14 protein-coding genes are annotated in these 14,926 nt (G+C 58.7%); 12 read left to right on the top strand and 2 right to left on the bottom strand.

Annotation, left to right across the window (positions count from 1 at the left end; translation table 11 throughout):
- The first annotated feature begins 19 nt into the window (after nucleotides 1-19).
- From NL64_RS30975 to sthA, 10 genes are all read left to right on the top strand, one after another.
- On the top strand, nucleotides 20-676 hold the full coding sequence (locus tag NL64_RS30975; protein WP_367379615.1) for a PAAR domain-containing protein: 657 nt from the start codon (nucleotides 20-22) through the stop codon (nucleotides 674-676).
- Nucleotides 660-1,115, top strand: a complete 456-nt coding sequence (locus NL64_RS30080; RefSeq protein ID WP_253277077.1) for a polymorphic toxin type 44 domain-containing protein — start codon at nucleotides 660-662, stop codon at nucleotides 1,113-1,115. Before NL64_RS30975 ends, NL64_RS30080 begins: the two co-directional genes overlap by 17 nt.
- A gap of 40 nt (nucleotides 1,116-1,155) precedes the next feature.
- Nucleotides 1,156-1,512, top strand: coding sequence for a hypothetical protein (locus NL64_RS29500; RefSeq protein ID WP_080757935.1), 357 nt, complete (start codon nucleotides 1,156-1,158; stop codon nucleotides 1,510-1,512).
- 88 nt (nucleotides 1,513-1,600) lie between these two features.
- Nucleotides 1,601-2,044 carry a hypothetical protein gene (locus tag NL64_RS09545; RefSeq protein WP_253277076.1) on the top strand — a complete coding sequence of 148 codons (444 nt, stop codon included), beginning with the start codon at nucleotides 1,601-1,603 and terminating at the stop codon, nucleotides 2,042-2,044.
- Between the two features lie 513 nt (nucleotides 2,045-2,557).
- Nucleotides 2,558-3,763, top strand: a complete 1,206-nt coding sequence (locus NL64_RS09540) for an HlyD family secretion protein (protein WP_034147888.1) — start codon at nucleotides 2,558-2,560, stop codon at nucleotides 3,761-3,763.
- Nucleotides 3,760-5,004, top strand: coding sequence for a hypothetical protein (locus NL64_RS09535; RefSeq protein ID WP_034147887.1), 1,245 nt, complete (start codon nucleotides 3,760-3,762; stop codon nucleotides 5,002-5,004). Before NL64_RS09540 ends, NL64_RS09535 begins: the two co-directional genes overlap by 4 nt.
- A 1-nt stretch (nucleotide 5,005) precedes the next feature.
- On the top strand, nucleotides 5,006-7,156 hold the full coding sequence (locus NL64_RS09530; RefSeq protein WP_034147886.1) for a glycosyltransferase family 2 protein: 2,151 nt from the start codon (nucleotides 5,006-5,008) through the stop codon (nucleotides 7,154-7,156).
- 9 nt (nucleotides 7,157-7,165) lie between these two features.
- On the top strand, nucleotides 7,166-8,605 hold the full coding sequence (locus tag NL64_RS09525; RefSeq protein WP_052321230.1) for an efflux transporter outer membrane subunit: 1,440 nt from the start codon (nucleotides 7,166-7,168) through the stop codon (nucleotides 8,603-8,605).
- Between the two features lie 231 nt (nucleotides 8,606-8,836).
- A complete protein-coding gene (locus NL64_RS09520) occupies nucleotides 8,837-9,862 on the top strand; it encodes an FAD:protein FMN transferase (protein ID WP_052321229.1) in 1,026 nt (341 codons plus the stop codon).
- Nucleotides 9,863-10,069: 207 nt separating this feature from the next.
- Nucleotides 10,070-11,464 carry a Si-specific NAD(P)(+) transhydrogenase gene (gene sthA / locus NL64_RS09515; RefSeq protein WP_034147884.1) on the top strand — a complete coding sequence of 465 codons (1,395 nt, stop codon included), beginning with the start codon at nucleotides 10,070-10,072 and terminating at the stop codon, nucleotides 11,462-11,464.
- Nucleotides 11,465-11,506: 42 nt separating this feature from the next.
- Here sthA and NL64_RS09510 read toward each other — a convergent pair whose 3' ends face one another.
- The gene (locus NL64_RS09510) at nucleotides 11,507-12,229 is read right to left on the bottom strand and encodes a glycerophosphodiester phosphodiesterase (RefSeq protein WP_034147883.1); all 723 of its coding nucleotides are present in this window, start codon (nucleotides 12,227-12,229) and stop codon (nucleotides 11,507-11,509) included.
- A gap of 14 nt (nucleotides 12,230-12,243) precedes the next feature.
- The gene (locus NL64_RS09505; protein WP_034147882.1) at nucleotides 12,244-12,825 is read right to left on the bottom strand and encodes a PilZ domain-containing protein; all 582 of its coding nucleotides are present in this window, start codon (nucleotides 12,823-12,825) and stop codon (nucleotides 12,244-12,246) included.
- Nucleotides 12,826-12,919: 94 nt separating this feature from the next.
- On the opposite strand from NL64_RS09505, the gene NL64_RS09500 reads away from it, so the two are divergent.
- The gene (locus NL64_RS09500) at nucleotides 12,920-14,170 is read left to right on the top strand and encodes a lipoprotein-releasing ABC transporter permease subunit (protein WP_034147881.1); all 1,251 of its coding nucleotides are present in this window, start codon (nucleotides 12,920-12,922) and stop codon (nucleotides 14,168-14,170) included.
- 7 nt (nucleotides 14,171-14,177) lie between these two features.
- Entirely contained in the window at nucleotides 14,178-14,861 is a 684-nt protein-coding gene (gene lolD / locus NL64_RS09495; RefSeq protein ID WP_172435325.1) for a lipoprotein-releasing ABC transporter ATP-binding protein LolD, read from the top strand.
- Nucleotides 14,862-14,926: the final 65 nt, after the last annotated feature.

Raw genomic sequence — 14,926 nt, 5'->3', positions numbered from 1 at the left:
TTCATGGAGAAGAAATTCAATGAGAGAAGGACATTTCATCGGTTTGAATGACCGAACTACCTGTGGTGGCAAGGTTCTCGATGGTGACACCCGGATCATGATGTATGGCATTGCCCACACCCGCGATGGTGATCGCGTCACCTGTGGAAAAGACGGGAAGACCTATCGGATTGTCGGTGGCGTTTCGCATATGATCAGTCATGGAAAGGCCATGGCTGGTACGCTGGACAGTTACAGCAATTGCCCCTGTAGAGCCCGACTGATCCCCGCGGTGCTCACGGCCACCTATGAAAGCAATGAAGCCTCTGCGCAGCCGGCCACCGGGGTCGCAAGCTCACCCGCGACCCCGGTTGCTAACAGCTTTACAACCAGGCCCCAGGTGGTGGATCCGAAGCTGGCAGATAAAGTCGCTTCCCCACTCGGCGACCTTGGTGCAAGTAAAGTCTGTAACCATCCAGACCAAATGGAAGCGCTGGCCAGCTACATCGCTGGTGAGATGAATCGGAACATCAAGCATCCGGCCGTGTTGAAAATGAAAGAGCTGTTGAGCTACGACAGCAGCGCAGAAGCCAGGAAGTTTCGGTCGTTACCCTGGCACGCCAGGCTGGCCGGACCACCGAATTTTCAATGGCATAGAATGGACACAAAAGCTTCAGGCGATGGCGATCTGGACTAAGCAAGTGGGTCAAAATATGGAGTGGGATCACAAGCCGAAGCTGAGGGCGATGTACGACGATGACGTCAGGCACAAGCAGGGCCTATACGAGTATTACTACGATATTTGGTCGAACATCCATTATGGATACGTCGGTATAGCAGGTGGGCTTTCAGAAAGCGTATTGTTGGATGGTGCTGGAGTTGAACAAATTGGCTCGGACACAAAACGGTGGATTGAAGACAGTAAGAAGTACCCAGGTCCGCATTTAACTGCGAATCTATTTGATGGGATGCGGGCATTTGACGATATAGCTGATAGGGTGGCAATAAGTATCGGTGTGAAACTCGCCAGTCGATACGCTAGCGGCGGGGTAACAGCTCAGATCATTATGAGCGAAGTGCTGGCAGTTGCACCTGAAAACTGGGGGGATGGAGTACGTGTTCACTCCTGTACGTAAAAGAGGTAGATCTCTCAAAAAGTGGTTGTGGATTCCAGTTGTGTATCTGGCCATCAGTCATTGGGATATTGCATTACCTACGGTAACTATCCACTATCCTGAGAGTGGAAAGGAGGAGCTCAGATATATTTGGAATGTCCAGGATCGGGTATACAAAGGAGGAATGCAGCCCGGCGGAGGCACAGTCGATAACGGCCATCTATTTCCGGATGATAAATTTTTTATGGAAATCTCCTGGTGGAGTAAAAATGTTCGCGCCCATTGCGTAAACATAACTCCGAAGTGGCCTAATACGGATATCTATCTTGATGCCAATGGCGATATTGATCTCAGCGAAACCAGCGGCACTGATTTGAATCGCTTGAAACAATGTATCACGGATACCGCGCGCCCCTGATAGGCGCCAAAATTGGCTTCTGACAATAGCGTTGATCATCATGAATGAAGTGTTGGGAATTGCTCGATAAAATTGGGGGGTGGAGTCCGTGTCCACCTCAGCAAGTAAATCCAGTTTACGTTACATTCGGTGGCTATGGATTCTGCTGCTACCGCTATTAATTCCCCTGCTGCTGTTTTTGATGATTGTCCTCTGGCGAATTATTGTGCTGCCTGCTGCAACGGTCCATTACTCCAAGAACGGCGTGGATGAACTGCGGTTCATCTGGAATGTACAGCACCGGATTTACAAAGGGCGCCTTCCCCCAGGCAGCAGTACACGGGATTATGGGTTCTTGTTTCCAGATGAGAAGTTTTTCATGGAGATCTCTTGGTGGAATGATAAGGATCTCCGGCACTGCGTCAATATATCCCCGAAATGGTCCACTACGCACATCTATCTTGATTCAAATGGCGATATTGATCTCAGCGAAGGCATCGTTACTGATTCGGATCGCTTGAAACAATGCAGCACGGATAGCGCGAGCCCTTGAAAGATGCCAAAGCATGAGTGAAGCCCGTCCCCCCAGCCCGACTGTGGGTGACTTATATCAATTTAATCTTTCTAGTCGTAATTTAAGAATTATCTAAAATTCGATACAAAGTTCAATTCTCAATTAAAAATATAAACCTCCAGAAAAAATAACAGGTTGCAGAGCAATTCGGCTTGAACACATGACGTGGATCCAATCATCAAGCCGCTACATATTTGACGCCATTTAATTGTTTCATTCGAATGCTTGACACCCCAAAGCACTGAATCTAGTGTCGCCCATGACACCGCCCGCTCTGCCTCGGGCAACACAAAAGTAGTGCTACACAGCAACTCTCCAAAAAGACGGGAATCCCATTCCCGCTCACATCACAATAAAAATCACATAATCAGCGTCGGCTTAATTGCCGTGCAAAGATCAATTGCGTTTTGCTCACCCTGCCAAAAGTGTTTTCGCAGTCACGGCTCCTTATTGCCTGGCTGATATGCGGTTGGTCTTTAGGGAGAGTCAAACATGGCAGAAGAACGCTCGAAGTTATTGTCGCTGTTGCCCCGCCTGGTGGGTTTGGGTGTCCTTGGTTTCATCATCTGGCTGTTATTGTCGACCTTGCTCATGCCACTGGTGTCGGCTTCTGCTACCCGGGCGATTCTGAATGCGCCGGTGATTCTGTTGACCACTCCGATCGATGGCGTGGTGAGTTCCCTGGCGGTCAAGCCGGGTGTGACGTTCAGTCAGGGCCAGAAAATCGCCGTGGTGGAAAACCCCCGGGCGAACCAGGAAACGTTACTCACCCTGCAAACCCGGCGCCTGACTCTGGAGCAGCAGCTGTCGTCTTCAGCCAGTCAGGCCGAGCACGATCAGCGTTATTACCAGGAGCTGGAGAAAACCAGTCAGCAATACCAGGCCGCATTTCACACCCGCCAGCTCTTCACCCAAAAAGCCCTCAAAGCCGAGAACAGTGCCGCCAGCGCGCGATTGATCGATGCCCAGGAAACCGTCGAACGTAATCTGGAGTTGTTCGTCCAGGGGGCGGTGAGTGGCGCGGTGGTCGCTTCGTCGAAAGCTCAGTTGGCTTCGTTGCAAGGTGCCGCCGAATCGGTGCGTTCGCAGTTGCGGATCACTGATGGTGACGTCAGTGCGGCGAACAAACAGGTCTACCTCGATCCCGATCAACTGCGCATGTTCGATCTCAGTGCGCAAATGACCACGCTCAAACTCAGCCTTGAAAATCAGGCGCGCAACCGGGCGACCTATCAACAGGAACTCGACAACCTCAATCAACTGATCGAAACCGAACAAAACCGGGTCAAGTTGATGGCCGGCTACGACGTCGTGGCTTATTCCCCCGGCACCGTCCAGGAGTTGCTGGCGCCTCAGGGCACGCTGGTGCAAGCCGGCTCGACGTTGCTGCGCGCCACCGATTGCGGGCAGAGCTATGTGATTGCGGTGTTCCCTGAGCGCATGGCCAGCAAGATCGATCGCGACAGCGTGCTCACGGTGAAGATTCGAGGCCTGGATCAACCGCTCAAAGCCAGTGTGGTGCAGTTGCTGTCCAGCACGTCGGACATTCGCGCCAACACCTACAGTGTGCCGTTCCCCTATGCCGAGCAGAACTCGGTGTACGTGGTCGGCACGTTTGCCGCGGACCTGACAGATAGCCAGCGAGCCATGACCTGCAATCCCGGGTTGTGGGCCAGCGCCGAGGTATCGCGCCCATGAACATGTTTTTGCGCGGAGTATTGGGCGTGATGCTGATCACCAATGGAGCGCCCGCCATGGCGGCGCAAGCACGGCCGCAACTGGCGGCGGTGACCTGTGCCGCGCTGGATCAAGCAGTGACCTCTTTGCCGGCGGGGCCGGTGCTGGTGGCCAGTTACCCGCCGCAGGATGGTCATCCGGCGCCGATCCTGGCCTTGCGCGGCGTGGCGTTCACCTACGACAACGCACTGGCGAGCATTGCCTTGTTTGCCTGCGGCAAGCCTGAGTCGGCGCGGCGGATTGCCGATGCATTGGCGTTCGCCACGCTGCACGATCCTGAGTATCAGGACGGACGCCTGCGCAATGCCTATGCCGCCGGGGCCGTGGGCGCGCCGTCGATGAAGTTGCCGGGTTACTGGAGTGTCGAGCGCAACGCCTGGAATCAGGACGCTTATCAAGTCAGCAGCGCCACCGGCAATCAGGCGTGGGCGGCGTTGGCGTTGCTGGAGGCGTATCGCCAGAGCGGTGAGGCGTCTTACCTGGAGGCCGCGCGAAAAGTCCTGCACTGGTCGCAGCAAAAAACCTACGACGGCCAATCGCCCGCCGGTTTCAGCGGTGGCTACTACGGGTACTTTTCCAAGCAGATCCAGCAGAACTGGAAATCCACCGAGCACAATGTTGACCTCGCCGCTGCCTGGTCGGCCCTCGATGCAGTGGCGCCGAATCAGGATTCGGCTAAACAGGCCCGGATTGCCCGGCAGTTTGTTTCGAGCCAATGGGACGAAGGGGAAGGGCGCTTCCTGATCGGCACTGGCGAGGATGGCCAGACTTCGGATCGCGTGCGCTCGGGGCTCGACGCGCAGATCTGGCCCCTGATCGCCTTGCATGATCCACCCAAGGATTGGCGGCGGGTCTTCGCCTTCATCGATCACGCTCACCGCGCCGGCGAAGGTTACGGTTTCAACCGCGACCCCGATGGCTTGTGGACCGAGGGCACTGCACAAGCCGCTGCGGTGGCGCGCTTGAGTGGCCTGAGTGACAAAGCCCAGCCGTTGTGGAGCGTGCTGCTGGCCCAGCAGGCCGGTAACGGCTGGCTATTCGCAACGCCGGCCCCGCGCATTAGTACCGGGCTGGCCATAGGCCCGGACTCGGTCACCAACGATTTTTTCTATTACCACTTGCCTCACTTGGGCGCCACAGCGTGGGCAGCGATTGCAGCCACCGGCGTCAATCCCTTTACCGGTTCGCAAGAGGCTGACTGACATGCTGGCACTGGACTCGCTGCAACTGCTGCAAATCAATTTCTGGACGCTGGCGGCGGTGATTCTGTTCACCTGCCTGACCCACCGTGATCAATGGGCCGCGCGGGCCGGGTTCGGTGCCGTCACTGCGTTGTTGCTGGTCAACTATGCGGCCTGGCGGATTCGCGACACCTTGCCCGACGGGCATTCCGGATTTGCCACGGTTTGGGCCTATGCCTTCTTGTTCTTCGAGATGTTAGCGATTGGTTACACACTCTTTTCCATCGTGGTGATGCTCTGTCGCACGGATCACCGCAAAGAGGCCGATGCCGGCGAGCGACGTCTGCGAGCGCAAGGCAATGCGGTGCCGGCGGTGGATATTTTCATCGCCACCTACAACGAAGGCCTCGAAATCCTCGAAAAAACCATAATCGCCGCGCAGGCCATCGACTACCCGAACTTCACTATTTGGGTGCTCGACGATACCCGGCGCGACTGGTTGCGTGACTACTGTGCCAAGGTCGGCGTGCAGTACGCGCGACGTCCGGACAATTCCCACGCCAAGGCCGGCAACCTCAACAACGGTTTGCAGCAGTCGGCAGCCCTGAGCAATGCGCCGTACATCCTGGTGCTCGACGCCGACTTTGCGCCGCAGCAGCCGATCCTCTTGCGCACCTTGGGACTGTTTGACGACCCCAGGGTTGGCCTGGTGCAAACGCCGCAGTTCTACTACAACCCCGATCCGATTCAGCACAACCTCGGGACGTCGGCTTGTTGGGTGGATGAACAGCGGGTGTTCTTCGACGTGTTTCAACCGGCCAAGGACGGTTGGGACGCGGCGTTTTGTGTCGGCACTTCCTTCGTGGTGCGGCGCGATTTGATTACCGAAGTCGGCGGTTTTCCTACAGGCTCGGTCTGCGAAGACATCTACACGACCTACCGTTTGCTGCAAAAAGGCTACGTCACGCGCTGGTTGAACGAGCGTCTGTCCATCGGTTTGTCCGCCGAAGGTTTGACCGAATACATCAATCAGCGCGGGCGCTGGTGCCTGGGCACGATCCAGGTAGCGCTGCTCAAGGATGGGCCGTTGCGCGGCAGCGGCTACACGCTTAATGACCGGCTGCACTATGTCCACGGCCTGATGCATTGGTTTTCCAAGCCGTTCATTTTGATGATGCTGGTGTCGCCAGTGCTGTACTGGTACTTCGGCATCGCGGGTTTCTACGCCAACCCGGTGGATTTCCTGGCGTTCGGCATGCCGGCGTTGATTGCCTTTTGGGGCTACGGGACGTGGGTGACGGACCGGCGAACCTTGCCGATTTTTACCGAGGTCACGCAGATTGTTGCCTCGTTGGCGGTTACGGCGACCATCGCCAGCGCCATGATTCGCCCGTTCGGGCGACCGTTCAAAGTCACCGCCAAGGGCCTCGACCGAACGAAAACGATGGTCCACTGGAAGCTGTTCGGGTTTTTCCTGGCCTTGACGCTGCTGTCGCAGTTTGGCGCTTACATCGCGATCAGCACGGCGGCTTCGTTCGACGGCAACATGCTGTTCAACCTGTGCTGGACGGTGGTTGCGCTGGTGTACAACCTGGCAACCCTGGTGGCCTGCGTCGATCGCCCACGGTTGCACGGTGAAGAGCGTTTCCCGTTCGACAAACCCACTGGATTCCGTTTCGGCGGCAAAGTCCTGCCGGGGCGTCTGGTGGATATTTCCCTCAGCGGCGCGTCGCTGAACTGCGCCTTCGCCTCCTCGATCAAGCCGGGGCTGTGCGGGCAGATGTGGATCGACAAACTGGGTTGGCTCGACGTTGAAGTCATGCGCAATCACGGCGAGGACCAATTGGGCTTGAGGTTTGCCGACCTCGATGAAGGGCTGCGGCGGCAGTTGATTGCGCGGCTGTTCAGCGACGCCACGATCAACGTCGTCAGCAAGGCGGAACCGGGTCAGGCGTTCGGCACCTTGCTGCAGCGCTCGTTAATCGGCGAGAAACGTCTGGCGCCGCGTTCCGCCAAACCGTTCAAGACGCCGACCTACGTCTCGCCAACCCGGTGGCGGCCGGTCAGCGCTCGTTCGCGTAAACAGGCGCTGCCGCACATGAGTGTCGGCCGGTCGGGTCTGTGGTCTGTGCTTCTTTCTCCCTTGCGAGCTTTGCTCGGCCAACGTTTTTAGGTGCGCGCCATGAACAGCTGCTTGCCCACTTCATGTTTCATGACATTGTTTTTGCTCGGCGGTTGTTCGCTGGAGCCGACTTACGAGAAACCCGACGCACCGATTGATCAGCAATGGCCGGCCAATACCGCCGGTGAATGTTGCAGCGGCAAGCAGGCCTTCGATAAGGATTGGCGCGGTTTTGTGGTCGATGAGCGACTGCGCCAATTGATCGATATGGCCTTGGCAAACAACCGTAGCCTGCGTCAATTTGCGGCGAGTGTCGAAGAGGCGCGGGCAGGGTACGACAGTGCGCGTTCCGGGCTTTTTCCTACGATCGGCATCGACACTTACGCCGGTCGCAGCAAGTTGCCGCCGTTGGTGCGCACACCCGGGGGTGGCGATACGGCTGGCAGCATCGCCAACACCTATCAGGCAACGGCCGGCTTCACGTCCTACGAACTGGATCTGTTTGGTCGGATTCGCAGCCAGCGCAATGCCGCCGGGGCGCGGTTCGAAGCGTCCGAGGCGGACTATCAAACGGCGCGGCTGGCGCTGATCGGCGAAGTCGCCAGCACTTGGTTGAGCCTCAAGGCCAACCAGCATTTGCTCGACCTCGCACAGAACACCTACCAATCCCAGGATCGCTACGGCCAGTTGTTGCGCAAGAGTTATAACCTCGGCTCCAGTGCGCGAATCGACGTGCACCAGGCGGATGCGCAAACCAACACGGCGGCGGTGCAGGTCAACACCTACCGCATGCAAGTAGCGCAGAACATGAATGCGTTGCGGGTACTGGTGGGGCAGCCGGTGCCGGTGGGTTTGCTGCCGACTGGCGCGCTGGGTGAGCAGTTGGCGACGCTCGATGTGCCGGCGGATTTGCCCTCGGCGCTGGTTGAGCGGCGGCCCGACATCATGTCCGCCGAGGCGCAGTTGCGAGCCGCCAATGCGGATATCGGCGCGGCTCGCACGGCGTACTTCCCGACGATTTCCCTGACGTCGGCGCTGGGCAGCCTGACCGGGGAATTCTCCGAGTTGCTCACGGGTCCGGCGGAGTTCTGGTCGCTGGCGCTGGCGGGCTCGTTACCCTTGATCGACGGCGGCAGGCGACGGGCGCAGGTGGATGCCAGTCATGCCCGCTTCAACGGGCAGGCAGCGGCCTATGAAGCCACGGTGCAGAATGCTTTTCGCGAAGCGGCCGACGCCCTGAATGCCCGGCAGGAAATGCTCACGCAAGTCGAGTTCCAGAAAAAACTGGTAGGGGATTATCAGGAAGCGTACCGCCAGTCTCGCCTGCGATTCGAGTCGGGGCTGGACAGCTATTTCTCCACCATGGATGCGCAGCGGTCGTTGTTTGATGCGCAGCAGAAATGGGCGCAACTGGAGTTGGCACGGGAGATTAATCAGGTGACGTTGTACAAGGCACTGGGGGGAGGGTGGAGCCAGTCGTTAAAGATGGCGGAGCGTTGAGTCTCTAGCGCCTGGTCGGGCCTCATCGCGGGCAAGCCCGCTCCCACAAGATTTGTGGTTTGTCTGTAATCTTTGGCATCACACAAATCACTGTGGGAGCGGGCTTGCCCGCGATAGCGGAGTGCCAGTCGAAACGGATATGCCTGACACACCGCTATCGCGAGCAGGCTCGCTCCCACAGTTCTATCGCATAATGATTGGCCCTGGCGTTGTGTCAGGGGTAATCAGGGGATGCGGGAATTGTTGACGTGGCAGCGGTTTGCTCTAGTGGTGCTGATGGGCATGTTGTCCGCCTGCGGCAATGGCGATTCCCTGGAAAGCATCGATGGCCCGACCATGGGCAGCACGTACTCGATCAAATACGTGCGTCACGCCGATCTTCCCGCCCCGGCGGATGTTCAAGTCGAGGTCGAAAAAATCCTGACTGAAGTCGACCAGCAAATGTCGACCTACCGCAGCGACTCCGACATCGGGCGCTTCAACGCCTTGCCCGCCAACCGTTGTCAGAAAATGCCCGCGCCGATCCTCGAATTGGTCCGTGTCGGCGAGCAGCTCTCAGTGCAAAGCGAAGGCTCCTTCGATTTGACGGTGGAGCCGCTGCTCAATCTCTGGGGTTTCGGCCCGCAGGCTCGTGAAGAAAAGGTCCCAACGGCCCAAGCGCAGGCCGACGTGCGGCAACGCGTCGGTCACGGGCATTTGCGCATTGACGGCGATCAACTGTGCAAGGACGCCGCCGTCGAGGTCGACTTCAACAGCATCGCCGCCGGTTACGCTGTCGACAGGATCGCCGCACGACTCGAAGCCTTGGGCATCTACAATTACCTTGCCGAAGCCACCGGCGAACTCAAAGCGGCGGGCCGCAAACTCGACGGTTCACCATGGCGCATCGCGCTGGAAGAACCCCGCGACGATCAACAAGTGGCTGAGCGCATCATCGCCGTCGACGGTTATGGTTTGTCCACGTCCGGCGACTACCGGAATTATTTCGTACAGGGCGGCCAGCGTTTTTCCCACACATTCGATGCCCGCACTGGTGCGCCGGTCTCACACACCCTGGCGTCCGTCACGGTGATTCATCCTTCCGCGTTGATGGCCGATGGCCTATCGACGCTGTTGCTGATTCTCGGCCCGGAGCGCGGTTGGGACTACGCGGAAAAACATGATATCGGCGCATTTTTTGTGATTCGTGCCGATACAGGTTTCGTCACACGCAGCAGTCACGCTTTTGAACGTCTCAGCGCTGGGAAAAGCGAATGATTGCGGCGATTCAAGCGCTGAAAAGTGGCGTTGTAGTGCAGGCAAAACTAGCCTACGACGCGACCAAGGGTTAATGTGCCCGGCGTTGACGCTTCTATAGACTGTGTCCGGGTTCTGCACTGGCCCCAAATTGTTCCTTCATGCCACAGATTGGCGTGATTTAGCCGCAGGCGCCGATGGCGCCACGGCCTGTTCTGAGGAGTACGCATGGCTGTCTACAACTACGACGTGGTGGTGTTGGGTTCCGGCCCGGCGGGGGAAGGCGCGGCAATGAACGCCGCCAAGGCAGGACGCAAGGTGGCGATGGTCGACAGCCGTCGCCAGGTCGGCGGCAACTGCACTCACTTGGGCACCATCCCGTCCAAGGCACTGCGTCACTCGGTCCGGCAGATCATGCAGTTCAACACCAACCCGATGTTCCGGGCGATTGGTGAGCCGCGCTGGTTTTCGTTCCCGGACGTGCTGAAAAGCGCCGAGAAAGTCATCTCCAAACAAGTCGCTTCGCGCACTGGCTACTACGCCCGTAACCGCGTCGACGTGTTCTTCGGCACCGGCAGCTTCGCCGACGAGCAAACCATCGAAGTGGTCTGCGCCAACGGCGTGGTCGAAAAACTGGTGGCCAAGCACATCATCATCGCCACCGGCTCGCGCCCGTATCGCCCGGCCGACATCGATTTCCATCACCCGCGTATCTACGATAGCGACACCATCCTCAGCCTCGGCCACACCCCGCGCAAACTCATCGTTTACGGCGCCGGCGTGATCGGTTGCGAATACGCGTCGATCTTCAGTGGCCTGGGTGTATTGGTTGAGCTGGTGGACAACCGCGGTCAGTTGCTGAGCTTCCTCGACTCGGAAATTTCCCAGGCGTTGAGCTACCACTTCAGCAACAACAACATCACGGTTCGCCACAACGAAGACTACGACCGCGTCGAAGGCGTGGACAACGGCGTGATCCTGCATCTGAAATCCGGCAAGAAGATCAAGGCCGACGCTTTGCTCTGGTGCAACGGCCGGACCGGCAACACCGATCAACTGGGTCTGGAAAACATCGGCGTCAAGGTCAACAGCCGTGGCCAGATCGAAGTCGACGAAAACTACCGCACCGGCATCCAGAACATCTATGGCGCCGGTGACGTGATTGGCTGGCCAAGCCTTGCCAGTGCCGCCCACGACCAGGGCCGTTCGGCTGCTGGCAGCATCGTCGACAACGGTAGCTGGCGCTTTGTGAATGACGTGCCGACCGGCATCTACACCATTCCGGAGATCAGCTCGATCGGCAAGAACGAACAGGAGCTGACCCAGGCCAAAGTGCCGTACGAAGTGGGCAAGGCGTTCTTCAAGAGCATGGCGCGTGCGCAGATCGCCGGCGAGCCGCAAGGCATGCTGAAGATCCTGTTCCACCGTGAAACCCTGGAAGTGCTGGGCGTTCACTGCTTCGGTTATCAGGCATCGGAGATCGTCCACATCGGTCAGGCGATCATGAATCAGCCGGGCGAACTGAACACGCTGAAGTACTTCGTCAACACCACGTTCAACTACCCGACCATGGCCGAAGCCTATCGGGTAGCGGCGTACGACGGCCTCAACCGGCTTTTTTGAGCGGCTCCGGCCGGTGGCCTGAGCCGGCCGGGGAGACCGATTTCAGCAATTCTCGAGCGTGGCAGTGGCCAAACCGGGAAAGTCTGTAATCAGGCTGTCAACGCCGAAGTCGGCGAGTCTGCGCATCAGCGCGGGCTCGTTGACTGTCCATACAGACACATGCAACCCCTGACGCTGCGCCTTCTCCAGGCGTTCCGGCGTGCACAGGGTCCAGTTCAGCGCCAGAATCTCACAGCCATAGCTTGCCGCGACCTTCAATGGGTCGAGCCAGGCGTATTCGGCCACCAATCCGCGGGACACGTCCGGCACCAGGTCCAGCGCGGCTTTCAGCACTTCACGCGAACTCGACGTGATCGTCACCTTGTCCAGCAGGCCATGGCGTTGCGCCATTTCGCGAATCCCCAACACGGTGGTCGCAGCGCGGGTGCGTGAGGCGCTTTTGACTTCCAGTTGCCAGTGATCGAAGTCGCATTGCTCGAACAATTGTTCCAGCGTCGGGATCGGGCACGGCTTGATCCAGCCCGGGCCACCCTTGCGTGCGTCGTAGGTCACCAATTCTGCTGCGGTGTGTTCGGCGACCTTGCCGCGACGGTCGGTGGTGCGCTTGAGAGTCGGGTCGTGGATGACCATCAGCTCGCCGTCCATGGACAGGTGCAAGTCCAGTTCGCAACGGCGCACGCCGTGTTTGAGACATTCCTGAAAACTGGTCAGGGTGTTTTCCGGTGCTTCGCCCTTGGCGCCGCGATGGCCGTAGATGAGGGTCACGGTTCTTCCTTAATTTAAATGCCTGATTCGAGTTGGTCGCGGGCCAGGCGTCGCTCCTGGGCCTGCTTCTGCAAGATGTAGCGGGCCAGCAGTTGCCGCTGCGCGTCGGTCGGGTGTTCGAACTCGGTGCCGACGTCGTAACCATCGCCCTTGCGGTCGCAATGAATCACCCGAGCCCGCAGCAAAAGGCCCAGGGCTTGCGGCATCAACACCAGTTTGACCGACAGGTGAGCCCCGGCGGCAAAAGGCGTTGGATGCTGAAACTCGATACCGCCTTCGGAGATGATCACCGGCTGCGGCTCGCCGATCTGCCCGAGCACGGTGATGGCGATCACCTGGCTCAGCAGATCGATTCGTTTATTCTGGGATTTCAGGAACGATGCGAGGTTCCGGTCGCGCTCGCTGATCTGGCGCAGCAGGTGTTGCGACTCGAATTCGCTCAGGTGCAATTCGCTGAGCACGTTGAAGAGTGGGGAAGCATCCTGCAACACTTCCTGGCCTGCGGCTTCGGGAGCGGACAGGGGCCGAATTTCCAGTGCGATCGTGTCCTCGATACGGTAGTATTCGCGGCGATCTTCTTCATCTAATGTCGACATGGCGAACCCATGGTAGCGGCGGTGGTCTGAGTGTAAAGCTGGTTATCGACCCCCGCCACAAGGACGTTCCTTTTCCCTCCGAACAAGCCCCGACATGTTCAGACCTCTCTTCGTATTTATCGGCACGCGTTATACCCGTGCAAAGCGTCGCAATCATTTTGTGTCATTCATTTCCCTGACTTCGATGATCGGGCTCGCCCTTGGCGTGGTCGTGATGATCGTCGTGCTGTCGGTCATGAACGGCTTCGATCATGAGATGCGTACCCGTGTGCTGGGCATGGTGCCCCACGCGACCATCGAGGCCGGCGAGCCGATCAGTGATTGGCAAAGCCTCGCCACCAAGGTCAAACAGAATCCGCAGGTGACAGCCGTTGCGCCGTTCACGCAAATGCAGGGTTTGCTGACCAATAACGGCAAAGTCTCGAAAGTTCTGCTCAATGCCATCGACCCGGCGCAAGAACGCCAGGTGTCGATCATTGATAACTTCATGCAGCAGGGCAAACTCGACGACCTGGTGCCGGGCGAATTTGGCATCGTCATCGGCGACAAGGCGGCCGCCAAACTCGGCGCGGCCATCGGCGACAAGCTGACCTTCGTCGCGCCGGAAGTCACTGTGACCCCGGCCGGGATGTTCCCGCGCATGAAGCGCTTCACCGTGGTCGGCATCTTCCACGTCGGCGCCGGCGAGCTCGACGGTTACCTCGGCATCACCAATCTGCAGGACCTGGCGCGCTTGCATCGCTGGAAACCCGATCAGGTCCAGGGCATTCGCCTGAAGTTCGACGACCTGTTCCAGGCGCCACGCACGGCATGGAGTATCGCTCGCGAACTCGGCGAAGATCGTTATTACGCCCGCGACTGGACCCGCACCCACGGCAACCTGTATCAGGCAATCCGCATGGAAAAAGCCATGATCGGCCTGCTGTTGCTGCTGATCGTTGCCGTCGCCGCGTTCAACATCATTTCGACGCTGGTGATGGTGGTGAACGACAAGAAGGGCGACATCGCGATCCTGCGCACCCTCGGCGCCACGCCCGGCACGATCATGCGCACGTTCATGGTCCAGGGCACGGTGATCGGTGTGGTCGGTACGGCCATCGGTGCCGTGGTCGGGATCTTCGCCGCGCTGAATGTCAGTGCCGCAATCTCGGCCCTCGAAGGTCTGATCGGGCACAAATTCCTCAACGCCGACGTGTACTTCATCGATTACCTGCCGTCGCAAGTGCAGAGCCAGGACGTTGTGATGGTCTGCTCTGCGGCGTTGGTCCTGAGTTTCCTCGCCACCCTGTATCCAGCCTGGCGTGCCGCGCGCACCCAGCCTGCGGAGGCGCTACGTTATGAGTGAGTCGGGCATGAGTGATAAAGCAATCTTGAGCTGCCGCAGCCTGGGCAAATCCTACGAGGAAGGCCCGGAATCGGTGGAAGTGTTGGCCGGTCTGCAACTGGAGTTGCACCCCGGTGAGCGTGTGGCGATTGTCGGCAAGTCGGGCTCGGGCAAAAGCACTTTGCTCAACTTGCTCGGCGGCCTTGATACGCCGACCCAGGGCAGCGTCTGGCTCGACGGTGAAGAACTCTCGGCGCTGAGCGAGAAGAAACGCGGCCTGCTGCGTAACCGCGCCCTCGGCTTCGTGTACCAGTTCCACCACTTGCTGCCGGAATTCACCGCGCTGGAAAACGTCTGCATGCCGCTGTTGATCGGCAAGACTGCGATCCCGGAAGCGCGCAAGCGTGCAACGGCGCTGCTGGAGCGGGTAGGGCTGGGCCATCGTTTGGAGCACAAACCGGCGGAATTGTCCGGTGGCGAGCGTCAGCGCGTGGCCATTGCCCGTGCTCTGGTGAACAATCCAGGCCTGGTGATGCTCGACGAGCCGACCGGCAACCTCGACTCCCACACCGCCCAGGGCATTCAGGATCTGATGCTGGAACTCAGCACCTCGATGCGCACGGCGTTCCTGGTGGTGACCCACGACATGAACCTGGCCCGCCAGATGGACCGCGTCCTGCATTTGCAGGAAGGTTGCCTGACGCCTATCTGATTAGCCGAAACCCGACGCGACTGAAAAGTCCGTCGGGTCTTTTATTTTTATACGGTGCCCCAGCG

This window comes from Pseudomonas fluorescens (assembly GCF_000802965.1).
Classification (GTDB): Bacteria; Pseudomonadota; Gammaproteobacteria; order Pseudomonadales; family Pseudomonadaceae; genus Aquipseudomonas; species Aquipseudomonas fluorescens_A.
Note: the sequence above shows the minus strand (reverse complement) of the source record. Positions and strands in the feature narration are given on the sequence as shown.

What these genes read in the sequence shown, in the direction of transcription:
- NL64_RS09530 (WP_034147886.1), top strand. Translation starts at nt 5,006, where the DNA reads ATGCTGGCACTGGACTCGCTGCAACTGCTGCAAATCAATTTCTGGACG.
- NL64_RS09500 (WP_034147881.1), top strand. Translation starts at nt 12,920, where the DNA reads ATGTTCAGACCTCTCTTCGTATTTATCGGCACGCGTTATACCCGTGCA.
- NL64_RS30080 (WP_253277077.1), top strand. Translation starts at nt 660, where the DNA reads ATGGCGATCTGGACTAAGCAAGTGGGTCAAAATATGGAGTGGGATCAC.
- lolD (WP_172435325.1), top strand. Translation starts at nt 14,178, where the DNA reads ATGAGTGATAAAGCAATCTTGAGCTGCCGCAGCCTGGGCAAATCCTAC.
- sthA (WP_034147884.1), top strand. Translation starts at nt 10,070, where the DNA reads ATGGCTGTCTACAACTACGACGTGGTGGTGTTGGGTTCCGGCCCGGCG.
- NL64_RS09540 (WP_034147888.1), top strand. Translation starts at nt 2,558, where the DNA reads ATGGCAGAAGAACGCTCGAAGTTATTGTCGCTGTTGCCCCGCCTGGTG.
- NL64_RS09505 (WP_034147882.1), bottom strand. Translation starts at nt 12,825, where the DNA reads ATGTCGACATTAGATGAAGAAGATCGCCGCGAATACTACCGTATCGAG.
- NL64_RS09535 (WP_034147887.1), top strand. Translation starts at nt 3,760, where the DNA reads ATGAACATGTTTTTGCGCGGAGTATTGGGCGTGATGCTGATCACCAAT.
- NL64_RS09520 (WP_052321229.1), top strand. Translation starts at nt 8,837, where the DNA reads ATGCGGGAATTGTTGACGTGGCAGCGGTTTGCTCTAGTGGTGCTGATG.
- NL64_RS09525 (WP_052321230.1), top strand. Translation starts at nt 7,166, where the DNA reads ATGAACAGCTGCTTGCCCACTTCATGTTTCATGACATTGTTTTTGCTC.
- NL64_RS30975 (WP_367379615.1), top strand. Translation starts at nt 20, where the DNA reads ATGAGAGAAGGACATTTCATCGGTTTGAATGACCGAACTACCTGTGGT.